Genomic DNA, 13,572 nt, shown 5'->3' on the forward strand with positions numbered 1-13,572 from the left:
ACCATGTTCGAGAGGTGTCACCGGGACACCCGCCCCAGGTCGAGCCCTCGGGTGCGCGGCGCCCTGGTCCTCGCCGCCGTGGGCCTGCTCGCCGCGGCCGGCACGATGATCGTGCCCGGCGCGGCCAGCGCCGGGACCACGTTGGGCGCGTCCGCGGCGGAGCGCGGCCGCTACTTCGGCGCCGCCGTGGCCGCCAACAAGCTCAGCGACAACACCTACGTCACGATCCTGAACCGCGAGTTCAACTCCGTGACGCCCGAGAACGAGATGAAGATCGACGCCACCGAGCCGCAGCAGGGGCAGTTCACCTTCGCCAACGCGGACCGGATCGTCAGCCACGCCCGCAGCCGGGGCATGAGCGTACGCGGCCACACCCTGGCCTGGCACTCCCAGCAGCCCGGCTGGATGCAGAACATGAGCGGCAGCGCGCTGCGTCAGGCGATGCTCAACCACGTCACCCAGGTGGCCACCCACTTCCGCGGGCAGGTCGTGGCGTGGGACGTGGTGAACGAGGCGTTCGCCGACGGCAGCACCGGCGCCCGGCGCGACTCCAACCTGCAGCGCACCGGCAACGACTGGATCGAGGCCGCGTTCCGGGCCGCCCGCGCGGCGGATCCCGGCGCCAAGCTCTGCTACAACGACTACAACACCGACGACTGGACGCACGCCAAGACCCAGGCCGTCTACAACATGGTCCGCGACTTCAAGCAGCGCGGCGTGCCCATCGACTGCGTCGGCTTCCAGTCGCACTTCAACAGCGGCTCGCCGTACCCGGGCAACTACCGCACCACGCTGTCCAGCTTCGCCGCGCTCGGCGTCGACGTGCAGATCACCGAGCTGGACATCGCCGGCGCGTCGCCCACCACGTACCGCAACGTGGTCAACGACTGCCTGGCCGTCTCCCGCTGCACCGGCATCACCGTCTGGGGCATCCGGGACAGCGACTCGTGGCGGGCCTCCGACACCCCTCTGCTGTTCGACAACAGCGGCAACCGCAAGCCCGCGTACGACGCGGTCCTCGCCGCCCTCAACGGCGGCACGGCCCCGCCGACCACCGCCCCGCCGACGACGGCCCCGCCGACGACCCCGCCGCCCGGCGGGGGCGGCTGCACCGCCACCCTGCGCGACGGCACCCGCTGGGCCGACCGGTTCAACAGCGAGGTGACGGTCAGCGGCGCGACCACCTGGACGGTCGTCGTCGCCGTGACGCCCCCGCAGAAGGTCTCCGCCACCTGGAACGGCACCCCGAGCTGGGACAGCAGCGGGAACGTCATGACCATGCGGTCGAACGGCAGCGGCAACGTCTTCGGGTTCACCACGATGGCCAACGGCAACTGGACGCGCCCGCAGGTGCGCTCCTGCACCGCGTCCTGACCGGCCCCTCGGGGACGACCGGACGGTGACCCAACGGGTGGGAGCCCTCGATGACGAGTACATGGCGCGCGGGCGCCCCCTCGCGCAGGCGCGGGTGCTCTGGGAGATCGGCCCTCGCGGCGCCGAGGTCGCGGCGCTACGGGCCCGGCTCGGGCTGGACTCGGGGCACCTCAGCCGGCTGCTGCGCATCCTGGAAACCGACGGACTCGTCACCGTCGGGCCGTCCGACCAGGTCGGCGGCGACGGGCGGGTGCGGGTCGCCACGCTCACCGACACCGGCCGGGCGGAGTGGATCGAGCTCGACAAGCGCTCCGACGAGTTCGCCTCGTCGATCCTCGAACCGCTGACCGAGCAGCGCCGGCAGCGGCTCGTCGCGGCCATGGCCGAGGTCGAGCGGCTGCTCGTCGCCTCGATGGTGGTCATCGAACCCTGCCCGCCGAGCGACCCACGGGCCCGGGCGTGCATGCGGGCCTACGCCCGGGAGGTCGCCCGACGGTTCGACGACGGGTTCGACCCGGCCCGGAGCAACGCGGTCCACGACGAGGACCTCGTCCCGCCGGCCGGCGTGCTCCTGCTCGCCACCCTCAACGCCGAACCCGTCGGCTGCGGGGCGGTCAAGCTCCACCGCGACGCGCCGGCCGAGATCAAGCGGGTCTGGGTGGCGGACACCGTACGCGGGCTCGGGGTCGGCCGGCGGATGCTGGACGAGCTGGAACGACACGCCGTCGACCGGGGCTGGACCACCGTCCGACTGGACACCAACCGCAACCTCACCGAGGCGATCGCGATGTACCGCTCGGCGGGCTACCGCGAGGTCGAGCCGTACAACGCCGAGCCCTACGCGCACCACTGGTTCGAGAAGCGCCTGGCGCCGTGACCGCACGGCCGGCAGGACTACGCCGACCGCCCCGCCTGCACCCGCCCGGGACCTGCTGGCGTGTCAGCGCCGGTGCGGCGCGGACGACTCCGAGACCAACGGGTCGTGCACGGCCCTGCGCACATGACGGGTGCCGACGGCCTCGGCCAGCGTGAACGCGCTCAGGACGGCGGCGAGCAGGGCCAGCGACGCGAGCCGGGACACCGTGGTGGCCACGCCCAGTAGGACGGCCAGCGTCACGAGCGCGACCACCCGGCGGCCACGGACGCGGTGCTGGATTCGCCACCAGAAGGTTTTGTCGCCGAGGAGGAAGACGATCACACCGCCGTAGAGGGCGAGGTGGGACATGCTCCACCCGACGGGTCCCGCGACCCGCTCGATCTCCGCGACCGTCCTGCGCAGCCCGAGCGCGACCAGCACGACACCGATGATCATCGGCAGGTGCGTGTACGTGTACGCCTCGAGCGCCAGCCGGCTGCGCCGGCCGTCCTGCAGGCTCTGCACGCCTCGCTGTCCCGCGGTGGCGTCGACGTCGAAGTACGCCCACCAGAGCATCGCGACCACCACCAGCCCGAGCACGGTGGCGACGACCATGGGCGCGGAGACCGCGCGGTTGCTCACCGACGCGCCGGTCGAGATGATCGCGCCGCCGAGCGCGACGAGGATGAGCAGGCCGAACCGGTCGGCCCAGTGCTCGGCGGAGCGGACCGGCCAGTGCCGGGCGTTCAGCAGGTAGCCGCTACCGAGGTCGACGACGATGGCGGTCGCCCAGAGTCCGGCGCGCACGGCCGCGAACGCCTCGGGATCGGCCGGCGGCTGCGGCACGGAGGCAGCGGCGTAGAGCAGCGCGAGCGCCACGGCGGCCGGCACCGCGAGCCGCACCAACTGGCCCCGGAACACCCGGTCGTTGCGGGCGAACATCCAGAACGCGGCGAGGTTCAGCGCCCGCACGACGCCGTAGCAGGTCACGAAGACCAGCGGCCCGCGCAGGCCACCGGGCAGGTCGGCGAAGGTCACGGGCACGGCGACGGCGATCACCAGGATGCTCGCCGCGGCGGCGAGGAGCAGGAGCCGGGCCACGGCGTTCTCCGTGCGGAACGCGCTGCCGAGCCAGGCGTAGGAGCACCACGCCCAGTAGAGCAGCGCGAGCACCGCCAGCCCCTCGGCCAGCCCGCGCCAGCCGGGTCGCGCGGTCATCAGCTCGGTGACCTGGATGAAGGCGTAGACGAAGACCAGGTCGAGGAAGAGTTCCTTGGGTGTGACCCCGCTGGAGCGCTCGGTGACCGGCTGGATCTTCCGGTGCAGCGACCGGTGCCGCACCCGGAAGACGGTGCGGTCGAGCAGGACCAGGCTGACCACCGCGGCGGCCAGCAGGCCGAGTTCGACGACCACCGGCGCCAGCGCCGCGACCGGGGCGAGGACCAGCACCAGGACGAGGCCGACGATCGGCCCCCGGCCCCAGATGCCCATCGCCCGGCGTTCGAAGGCGATCAGGGCGAGCAGGTACAGCGCGACCCCGCCGTACAGGGCGAACAGGCCGAGCGCGGACTCCGACCGGACCGACTGGAACGCCACGCCGTTGAACGTGTGTTTCAGCCCGACGGAGAGCAGGGTCAGCCCGACGATCATCGGCAGGTGCACGTACGCGTACGCGTCACGGGCGAGCCGCGCGCGGGCGAGGCCGGACGCGTGTTCCAGCGCGTCCTCCGCCGAGAACCGGGCGATGTCGAAGTACGTCCACCAGAGGACGCCCACCAGCAGCATGCTGAGCACGGTGCCCCCGAGCACCCCCCAGCTGACCGGGGTGGCCGAGCCGACGCCCTGGCCCGTGCCGGCCGAGATGATGATCTCGCCGAACGCCACCAGGATGATCAGCTGGAACCGCTCGGTCCAGTGCTTGACGGAGCGGAGGCGCCACCAGACCATGCCGATGAGCCACGCGCCGACGTACTCGACGACGATGGCGGCCAGCACCAGCGCGAAACGGATCCACTCCCGGGCCTCCCCGCCGGCGCCGAACCCGTCGACGGGCAGCAGGCCCGCCGCCAGCAGCAACGGCGCGGCGGCGAGCGCGGGCCACCAGGCACGCAGGCGAACGCGGCGGACGGCGGGATCCCGCCAGACGGCGAGGGTCGCGACCAGCAGCGCGCCGCACCGCACGACCAGGTAGCAGACCACGAGGAGCAGCGGCCCGCGCAGCCCACCCGGCTTGTCGGCGAACGCCTCCTGCAGGGTCACGCCGATGACCAGGATCACCGCCGCCAGCGCGAAGATGACCACCGGCATGATCCCCCGGTCCACGCGGACGGCGTTGCCGAGCCAGGCGTACGACATCCAGCACGACCAGAGCAGGACCAGCAGCACCACGCCGTGCAGCAGGCTCTCGACGGTGAGGTTCGCCGCGGCCAGGTCGGAGACGGTGATGAAGCCGAAGACGAAGATCAGGTCGAGGAAGAGTTCGAGCCGGCTGACCGCGCTGGACTCGCCGACCAGCTGGATCCGGCCGGCCGCCACCGTCGGCCCCTTCTCGGTCACCTCCTCACTCTGCCAAGGGCGGGCAGGTCGGACAGCAGATCCGAAAAGCGCGGCCGCGCCCGCTCCTCTGTCCGGATCGCCGTGGTCTCCGGGGACCGGCCGGCTCGTCGCCCGGCCGGCGTCGGTTGCGGGCGGCGCGACGGAGCGCGCTTCCGGCGAAGATCGAGGTTCGTTGCTGTAGCGCGCGGCGCGTTCTCGGGGTAGAAACATGCCAGGCCGAGAGCGCTCTCACGCGGTGTTCCGACCCGCGCGGCCATCCGACGAGGCAGGTCGACGACGACCACTTGCCGGGCCGCACGGCACGAGGGCCCTCGTGCCCGCCGCCGGGGCGCCTCCCCACGCAGCTCGCCGCGCCCGGAACAGCTCCCGGCCCGGCGGAGAGGACGAACCGCATGAGAACCCAGATCCTCGGCGGGCGACGGCGACTCGGCCGGGCGCTCGTGCTCGGCCTCGTGCTGACGACCGCCGCCGGCACGACCGGCACGGCCGCCGCCGGGCCGCCCCGACACGGCGCGCCCGACCTCGGGCCCCGCGTCACGATCTTCGACCCGAGCATGCCGGTCGGCGAGATCCAGGCGATCCTCGACGCCGCCCACGCTCGGCAGGTCGACGACGAGATGGGCACCGGTCGGCACGCGTACCTTTTCATGCCCGGCGCCTACGGCACGAACGAGCAGCCGCTGCACGTGAAGGTCGGCTACCACACGGAGGTCTCCGGCCTGGGCGCCTCCCCCACCGACGTCGGGATCAACGGCAAGGTCGAGGTCTACAACCGCTGCCTCGCCGGCGGCGGCACGGGCAACTGCATCGCCCTGGTCAACTTCTGGCGCACCCTGTCCAACCTGTCGATCTCCGTCAACGCCACCGGCCAGGACGGCTGCCGGGCGTCGGCCAACTTCTGGGCGGTGTCCCAGGCGGTGTCGATGCGCCGCCTCGACATCCACGGCGGCGGGCTGTCGCTCATGGACTACTGCACCGCCGGCCCGCAGTACGCCAGCGGCGGCTTCATCGCCGACTCTCGGCTGCCCGCCATCACCAACGGCTCGCAGCAGCAGTGGCTGACCCGCAACAGCGAGGTCGCCAGTTGGTCCAACGCGGTGTGGAACCAGGTCTTCGCGGGCACCGTGGGCGCCCCGGACGACGCCGGCTTCCCCGATCCGCCGTACACCACGCTCGACACCACTCCGCTCAGCCGGGAGAAGCCCTACCTGTACGTCGACGACCGGGGGAGGTACCACGTCCGCGTGCCCGCCGCGCGGCGCGGCAGCCGAGGCGTCTCCTGGGGCAAGGGGATGACGCCGGGCCGGAGCATCCCGATCCGTGACTTCTTCGTCGCCCGGCCGTCCGACCCGGTGCACGTCATCAACAGCCAACTCGCGCGCGGCAGGCACCTGCTGCTCACGCCCGGCGTGTACGACATCGCGCGCAGCATCGAGGTCAGGCGGCCCGACACCGTGGTTCTCGGCCTCGGGCACGCGACGCTGACCGCCGTGGACGGCGCCGTCCCGCTGGACGTCGCCGGCGTCCCGGGCGTGGTCGTCGCCGGCGTCACCGTCGACGCCGGCCCCACCGAGTCACCGGTACTGCTGCGGGTGGGACGCGAACGCGGGCGCCACGCCAGCACCCCGCACAACCCGATCACGCTGTCCGACGTGTACTTCCGGGTCGGCGGGCCGCATGTCGGCAGGGCGGACACCGCGCTGGAGGTCAACGCCGACCACGTCCTCATCGACCACACCTGGGTGTGGCGCGGGGACCACGGCGTCGAGGGCTTCACCGAGGGCGTCAACGGCGACACCGAGCGGTGGCGGACCAACACGGGCCGTCACGGCGTCGTCGTCAACGGCGACCACGTGACGGCCACCGGCCTGTTCGTCGAGCACTTCCAGCGGTACAACACGGTCTGGAACGGCGAACACGGCACGGTGGTCCTCTACCAGAACGAGCTGCCGTACGACCCGCCGACGCAGGCCGACTGGATGAACGGCGACGTCGAGGGCTGGGCCGGCTACAAGGTCGCCGACCGGGTGCGGCACCACACCCTGCACGGCGGCGGGGTGTACGTGTTCAACCAGAACAACCCGGCGATCCACACCGAGAACGGGTTCGAGGTGCCGGTGACCCCGGGCGTGCGGCTGCACCACGTCATGACGGTGAACCTCAGCGCCGGCACCATCGACCACGTGGTCAACGGCGTGGGCGCGGCGGCCGACACGACCCGGGTCGGCGCGCCGGTCTACCTCGTGCGGTATCCGGCGTCCTGAGGCGGCGGCGGGTCGGCTCGAGCCGGAGCCGACCCGCCGCGGCTCGTGCCGGTGACCTGCCGGGCGGGGTGACCGAGGCCGCCCCGCCCGGCGACGTCGCTGGTGGCGATCCACCAGGCGTGCAGGTCGCGAACCCCGGCGGCCCGGCTCGTCCTGGCGTCAGCCGGCGCAGTTGTAGTTACGCACCGGCTGGGTCAGCTTCTCCTGGGTGCCGAACTTCGCGTAGATCCGCATGTAGCACGGAAACTCGAGGTCGCCGTAGTAGCTCTGGACCTGGTTGTCGTAGTGCGTGGTGCCGCTGTCGGCGACCTGCCAGCTCCCCGCGTCGCCCGACTGGATCTCCCAGTAGACGTCGCCGGAGCAGCCCTGCAGCCCCTGCGAGTAGGCGATCATGTTGGCGCCGTTGTAGATCTCGGACTGCACGAGCGTGCAGCTCGCCGCCTGTGCCGGGGCGGCGGCGCCGGCTACCAGCCCCACGGCCAGCAGGGCCCCCGCTCCGACCGCTGACATCAGCTTGCGCATGACCAGTCTCCTCCATGGTGGACGGTAGGTGGTCCACAGGAGGTTAGTCGCTTTGGAGATTAGTTCCAAGGGGATCATCAATGGGGGCGGAAACTTTTATCGGCGGCCCGTCGAGGGTGCCGGCCGCCCCCGCTCCGCCGTCGCCTCCCAGACGGTGATCACGGCCTCTCCGCGCGGTCCGCCGCCCCGAAGACGAGGTCGAGATGAGCGTCCAGCGCGGCCAGCGCCTGCTTCGCCGTGTAGTGACCGTTAAGCAGGTGGACGCCCAGCCCCTCCATCAGCGCCAGCACGCCGGCCGCGTACTCGTCCCGGCGGGGGCCGGAGATGAGGTCGGCGACGAAGGCCCGCATCTGCTCGGTGTCCTCGCGCATGCCCGCGGCGACGTCCGGCCGCACCGCCGCGTACGCGAGGAACGCCAGGGCGACCCGCCCGTCGGCGAGCGACTCCTCGGACAGCGGCAGCAGCGCGGCGACCATCGTCCGGAGCAGCAGCCGGGGGGCCGGGGCCTCGCCGAGGCCGGCGATCGCGGCGGTGACCCGGGCCTGGCTGCGCTCCCGCACGACGGTCATGGCGAAGGCCATCATCTCGTCCTTGGTGCGGAAGTAGTGCTGGACCATCCCGGGCGACACGCCGGCCTCGGTGGCCACGTGGCGCAGGCTCACGGCCTCCACGCCCTGCCGCGCGGCGACGCGCATCAGAGCGGCCGCGATCAGCGTGCGCCGTTCGTGGCGGTCGACCTTCTTCGGCATGGGCTCATGCTGTCATGGGCGGGCCGCGTCGCCGGCCACCGGCGGACCTCCGCCTTCGCCGCCGGCGGCGACCACCGCTCCCCGCCCGCGTGCCGGAGCCCGCTCCGGCACGGGTGCGGGGTGGACGGTCACCGTGCCGGCGACGGCGTCCACCGTGACGAGCTGACCGGTCCGGATCCTGCGGGTGGCGTCCGGGACGCAGATGACGGCGGGAATGCCGTACTCCCGGGCGACCGTCGGGCCGTGCGCCATCACCGCCCCCGTCTCGGTGACCAGCGCGGCGGCCGTGAGGAACAGGGGCGTCCAACCCGGGTCGGTGGTAGGCGCGACCAGGACGTCGCCGGGTTCGATGTGGGCGGTGGCCGGGTCCAGGACGACCCGGGCCGGGCCGGTTGCCCTGCCCGCCGCCGCGCCCACACCCCGGAGGGCTCCGTCCGGAGCCGGCGCCGGCGCGAGGACGGCCTCGACGTCGGTGCCGTCGGAGAGCAGCGCCACCGGGACCACGGTGCGGCGCAGCTCCCGCCGGTGCGTCGTGCGACGCGCGGCGACCGCCGACCGGTGGTCGGCGCCGTGGTGCACGGCCGCGTGCGCCTCGTCGAGGGTCAGGAACATGATGTCGCCGGGTTGCCCGAGCAGTCCGCGCTCCGCCAGCTCGGCCCCGACGAGCAGCAACTGCCGGCGCATCGCCCGCAGTCGGTAGAGCCCGGCGAACTTGCCGGCCTCCCGCAGGCCGGCCAGCATCCGCGCCCGGCGCAGGAGGAACCCGGCGATCCGGCCGCGGACCGGCCGGCGCCGGCGGGCCCGGACCACAAGGTCGGCGCAGGTGGCCTCGGCGGTCGCCGCGGCGCGGGCGAAGCGCCGGTCCGGGGCCTGCTCCGGATCGGTGACGCGCAGGTAGTTGGCGAGCATGGCGAAGACCGGCGCGGGGTCCTCGTCCCAGCGCGGCACCCCGAGGTCGACCTCGGCGGCGGCGCGGTGACCGTAGCGGTCCAGGAACGCCGCCAGCCCGAAGTCGGGCAGCGCTCCCCGGGCGTACGCCGCGGCCAGGTCCTGCGGCGCAGTGCTGAGCAGCAGGTGGCGGTGCTCGCCGACCTGCCGGCTCAGCCGCCACAACGCCAGGTCCATCTCGATGGTGACGTTGTGCGGCATACCGCCCAGCACGGTGTTGATCTCGTCGGGGTCGGCCACGCCCCGCAGCAGCGAGGCCGGCAGCGTGGCGGCGAGCATCCCGGCGACGATCGGCCAGACGATGTCGTCGGGTCCGGCCGACGGGTCCTCGTCCCGCACGTAACGCAGCCGATCGGCGGCGGTGGCCAGCCCGGCGGGGGCGACCGACCCGGCCCGGAGGCGTTCGACCTCCCGGAACAGCCGGGCGCGGGCGGCCTCCGGGCGGGCCAGCGCCCGCACGACCCCGGTGGCGGCGCGGACGGCGGTCCGCAGGGCCGGGCCGGTGGCCGTACGGTCAGGGCGGGCATGCGGCACCGGCGCGAAGCGTGGGTCGGCGAGCACGTGCTCCATCACCGCCTGCGCGCGCGGGCCGAAGTCCACCGCCATCAGCTTGACCAGCCGTTTGCGGGTGGACGGGTTGCGCGCGAGGTCGGTCAGGTCGCCGTACAGGCGCCCGCCGATGTCGGTGATCTCCACCGTGAGACCGAACGAGGCCAGCATCGCCGCCACCAGCGACTTCAGGCTGGACATGCCCATCGGGGTGGCGGGTTGCCGCATGCCCTGCACGTGACCGAACTCCAGGTAGATCCGGGGGGTCGGGCGCCCGGTCTCCGGCGGCAGCGGGAACAGCGTGGTGACCGGCCGCGACTGGAGCAGCCAGAGCACGCCCTGCCGGTCGTACGCCCACTCGACGTCCTGCGGGCCGCCGAACCGGTCCTGGAGGCGGCGCCCCGCGTCCCGCAGCTCGGCGAGCCGCGCCGAGTCGAGCAGCCCGTCGCCGGCCGGCGGTGATCCGTCGAGGACGTAACGCTCGACGGCGGCGCTGCCGTCCACGACGGCCGCGCCGGAACCCGCGGCCGCCTCCACCATCATCTCGGTGCGGCAGCCGGTGAGCGGGTTGGCGGTGAACAGCACACCCGCGGCCGCCGGGTCGACCATGCGTTGCACGACGACGGCCATCCGCGCCGACGTGTGGTCGATTCCGTGGGCGTCCCGGTAGGCGACGGCCCGGGCGTCGTGCAGCGAGCGCCAGCATCCCTCGATCGCCCCGAGCAGGTCGGCGATCCCGGTGACATCGAGGAAGGTGTCCTGCTGGCCGGCGAAGCTGGCGTCCGGGAGGTCCTCCGCGGTCGCGCTGGAGCGCACCGCGACCGGTCCCCCGCCGAGCCGCTCGTACGCCTGCGCGACCTCGGCCGCCGGCACCACGCCGAGCTCGTGGGCGGCCGTGGTGACGCAGAAGCCGTCCGGAACCCGCTCGCCCGACCGCGCCATCTCCCCCAGCCGGGCCGCCTTGCCGCCCACCAGGTCGACCATGTCCCCGGTCACCTCGGACAACGCGATCACACGCATGGACACTCCTTTGCAATACAACTGCACTGCCAACGACAGTACGTCGTTTGCAATGCAAGTGCAATGCCAAGCCCCCGGAGCCGGCTCGCGACGGGCGGAGCCACCCCGGCCACAGCCGGCCCGCGCGACCCGAGCCGACGCCGTGAACGAGCCGGAACGCCGACCGCCCCGCCCCCGGGTCGCCGGGGGCGGGGCGGAGCGGTCGGTACACGGCGGAACGGGGCGGCCGGGACCCCGATGCCGTCAGCGGCGGTCGGCCGGCCGGCGGGTCAGCACCACACCGAGGGCGATCATGCCGAGGCCGAGGACGAGGTGCAGCCAGTTGTCGGCGCCGTTCAGCGGGACGAAGTTGGCGCTACTGGAGTGGTCGATGACCAGACCGTAGAGCCAGAGCACCAGGTAGGCGGCGCCGCCCCCGATCAGGTAGGCGCGGGCGCCCGAGACCGTGCGGGCCAGGACGAGCCCGGCCACGCCGAACGCGAGGTGGACCAGGTTGTGCAGGATCGACACCTGGAACAGGCCGAGCAGCTTCGCCTCGGACTCGTGCCCGGCGAACATCATCGTGTCGTAGTTGCTGGTGACGCCCGGGATGAAGCCGAGCAGGCCGACGAGCACGAAGACCGCGCCCACCACCTGGGCGGCGGTGCGTACGGGGTGCCTGCCGGTCGTCGCGGTGCCGGGGCCTGAGCGGGTGACCATGTCATCTACCTCCGTCGAAGAAACCGTCAGCTCATGTCCCCCGACACACCCGCACCAAACCCGACGAAAGCGCCATCGCGAGATCGCCGACGCCGGCGCCGGACGGGCGCGCGTAGAAATCCTTCCAATCATCCATTGACTTCGATGATTTACGCCACAACAATCACCTCTTACATCGATGGATGTCGTTGTTGATCGGATGTGGAGAGGAGGTACCCGTGGTTGCTCTGCGAGGCGAGGTGTCGTGGTTCTGCTGCGGCAACGCCTGGGGACCCTGCGGCACGGCCGGCGGTGGCGCCTGCGGCACCTGTTCGTCCGGCAACTACCAGCACGCCTGGCCGAACACCTCCGACGCGTGCCTGGCCATCACCCGGCCGCACGTGTGCGGGATCAGCGGGATGAGCCGCCGCGGCTGCGGCTTCCGGCACTACACCACCAACCTCTGCAACGGCGCCCGGGTCGGCACCGCCATCGCCGACTGCGGCCCGCAGACCGACCTGTTCTGCGGCGAACGCACCTGCTGCGGCTCGGCCTGCGGCAGCAACCGGATCATCGACCTGACGCCCGCCGCGTACAGCGCGATCGCCAGTCTCTCCACCGGGCTGCGGCCCTGCTCGGTCGACGCCGTCTGAACGGGAGGACCCCATGGACCAGACCCTGAGGCGCCGGCGACTGCTCGCCACCGCCGCGCTCGGCGGAGTGGTGGGCGCCACCGGACTCGGCTCGCTCGCCCCCGAGGCGGCCTTCGCCACCGAGGCCGCGGCCGTCGAGCCCGGCACGCCGGACCCGAACTTCGCCGAGGGCCGGATCAGCACGATCTCCGGAAACATGCTGCTGGTCACCGGCTCGGACACCGTGCTGCACTCGATCCGGATCACCGACGGCACGAGCATCTGGAAGCTGCACCCGACCACGTTCGACCGGGTCGCCGTCGGCGACGGGCTCTACGCCCGCGGCGTGCGCCTGCCCGACGGCACGCTCGCCGCGGACGCCGTCTGGGTCAACATCGTCAACCTGCACGGACACATCGCGGCGGTCGGCCGCAACGTGCTGCACCTCGACCACAAGGGCCGCCGGATCGTCGCGCACGTCGTGCCGGACCGCTCCGCCGCGGTCTACAACGGCACCCCCGCCGTCAGCGACATGTCGCTGCTGCGGGTCGGCCGGCACGTGCAGGTGCTCGGCGCCTGGCACCCGGACACCAACGAGATCGACATCGCCACCGTCTACGCCGCCGCCTGACGGCGCGGCCGTCCGGGCGGTACGCGTCGGCGCACCGCCCGGGGGCCGCCCGCCGGACCACCCGATGGAGACCCCATGATCGACTTGATCGCGGCGCTGCAACCGCTGGTCGTCGGCGCGGTGCTGATCTGGTCCGCCCGCGTGAAGCTCCTCAGCCGGCACGCCGCCGCCGCGGCCGGCCGGTCGGCGCTCGTCCGGCTGCTCGGGCAGCACCGGGCGTTGCCCGCGTACCGGCTGCTCGGCGCTGTCGAGCTGACCCTCGGCGCGCTGCTCGTGCTGCCGCCCGCCCGGCTCGGGGAGGCGGCCGCGGCGACGGCGCTGGCATCCGGCTTCGTCGCCTATCTCGCGTACTCCCGTCGGGCCGCCCCCGCCTCCTCCTGCGGGTGCCTGAGCGCCCGTGCCACCCCGGTCTCCGGCCGCGGCCTGGCCCGGGCCGGGCTGCTGCTGGCGGCGGGCGGGCTGGCGGGGCTGGCCGCCGACGGCTGGGCGAGCGCGCTCGCCGGGCAGCCGGTGGTCGGCGGCGTGGTGCTGATCGCCGAGCTGGCGGCGGTGGTGGCGCTCTCGCCGGAGCTGGACGCGGCCTGGCTGCTGCCGCTGCGCCGGTTGCGCGCCCGGCTCACCCACCCGCTGCGCGGTGGCACCGGCGTGCCGTTGCTGGCCACCGTGCAGCAACTCCAGCTCAGCGACGCCTACCGGCGGGTGGCCCCGCTGCTCCGCTCCGACGTGCGGGAGCACTGGGACGACGGCGACTGGCGCTTCGTCGGGCACGCCGCGCGCTACCAGGGCCGCCCGG

11 protein-coding genes are annotated in these 13,572 nt (G+C 73.2%); 6 read left to right on the top strand and 5 right to left on the bottom strand.

Annotation, left to right across the window (positions count from 1 at the left end):
• The first annotated feature begins 3 nt into the window (after positions 1-3).
• Positions 4-1,374 carry an endo-1,4-beta-xylanase gene (locus ACSNOB_RS04045; protein ID WP_436685225.1) on the top strand — a complete coding sequence of 457 codons (1,371 nt, stop codon included), beginning with the start codon at positions 4-6 and terminating at the stop codon, positions 1,372-1,374.
• 37 nt (positions 1,375-1,411) lie between these two features.
• Positions 1,412-2,251: a bifunctional helix-turn-helix transcriptional regulator/GNAT family N-acetyltransferase gene (locus ACSNOB_RS04050; RefSeq protein WP_436685226.1), complete on the top strand. Its 840-nt coding sequence runs from the start codon at positions 1,412-1,414 to the stop codon at positions 2,249-2,251.
• Between the two features lie 63 nt (positions 2,252-2,314).
• Here the strand turns inward: ACSNOB_RS04050 and ACSNOB_RS04055 are convergent, their stop codons facing one another.
• A complete protein-coding gene (locus ACSNOB_RS04055; RefSeq protein ID WP_436685227.1) occupies positions 2,315-4,786 on the bottom strand; it encodes a low temperature requirement protein A in 2,472 nt (823 codons plus the stop codon).
• Between the two features lie 392 nt (positions 4,787-5,178).
• On the opposite strand from ACSNOB_RS04055, the gene ACSNOB_RS04060 reads away from it, so the two are divergent.
• Positions 5,179-7,050, top strand: a complete 1,872-nt coding sequence (locus ACSNOB_RS04060; RefSeq protein WP_436685228.1) for an adenylyl cyclase — start codon at positions 5,179-5,181, stop codon at positions 7,048-7,050.
• Positions 7,051-7,209: 159 nt separating this feature from the next.
• Here ACSNOB_RS04060 and ACSNOB_RS04065 read toward each other — a convergent pair whose 3' ends face one another.
• From ACSNOB_RS04065 to ACSNOB_RS04080, 4 genes are all read right to left on the bottom strand, one after another.
• Entirely contained in the window at positions 7,210-7,572 is a 363-nt protein-coding gene (locus ACSNOB_RS04065; RefSeq protein ID WP_393110745.1) for a hypothetical protein, read from the bottom strand.
• A 158-nt stretch (positions 7,573-7,730) separates the two neighbouring features.
• Positions 7,731-8,321, bottom strand: coding sequence for a TetR/AcrR family transcriptional regulator (locus tag ACSNOB_RS04070; protein WP_436685229.1), 591 nt, complete (start codon positions 8,319-8,321; stop codon positions 7,731-7,733).
• A 12-nt stretch (positions 8,322-8,333) separates the two neighbouring features.
• Positions 8,334-10,838, bottom strand: coding sequence for a PEP/pyruvate-binding domain-containing protein (locus ACSNOB_RS04075; RefSeq protein ID WP_436685230.1), 2,505 nt, complete (start codon positions 10,836-10,838; stop codon positions 8,334-8,336).
• 243 nt (positions 10,839-11,081) lie between these two features.
• Entirely contained in the window at positions 11,082-11,537 is a 456-nt protein-coding gene (locus ACSNOB_RS04080) for a DUF4383 domain-containing protein (RefSeq protein ID WP_436685231.1), read from the bottom strand.
• A 218-nt stretch (positions 11,538-11,755) separates the two neighbouring features.
• Here ACSNOB_RS04080 and ACSNOB_RS04085 point away from each other — a divergent pair, with 218 nt between their 5' ends.
• From ACSNOB_RS04085 to ACSNOB_RS04095, 3 genes are all read left to right on the top strand, one after another.
• The gene (locus ACSNOB_RS04085) at positions 11,756-12,169 is read left to right on the top strand and encodes a hypothetical protein (RefSeq protein WP_393110737.1); all 414 of its coding nucleotides are present in this window, start codon (positions 11,756-11,758) and stop codon (positions 12,167-12,169) included.
• Between the two features lie 13 nt (positions 12,170-12,182).
• Entirely contained in the window at positions 12,183-12,779 is a 597-nt protein-coding gene (locus ACSNOB_RS04090; protein WP_436685232.1) for a cell wall protein, read from the top strand.
• A gap of 75 nt (positions 12,780-12,854) precedes the next feature.
• Positions 12,855-13,572, top strand: a 718-nt coding sequence (locus ACSNOB_RS04095) for a MauE/DoxX family redox-associated membrane protein (RefSeq protein ID WP_436685233.1), incomplete at its 3' end; no start/stop codon positions are given.

Source organism: Micromonospora sp. URMC 106, assembly GCF_051386395.1.
In the GTDB taxonomy this organism is placed as follows: Bacteria; Actinomycetota; Actinomycetes; order Mycobacteriales; family Micromonosporaceae; genus Micromonospora.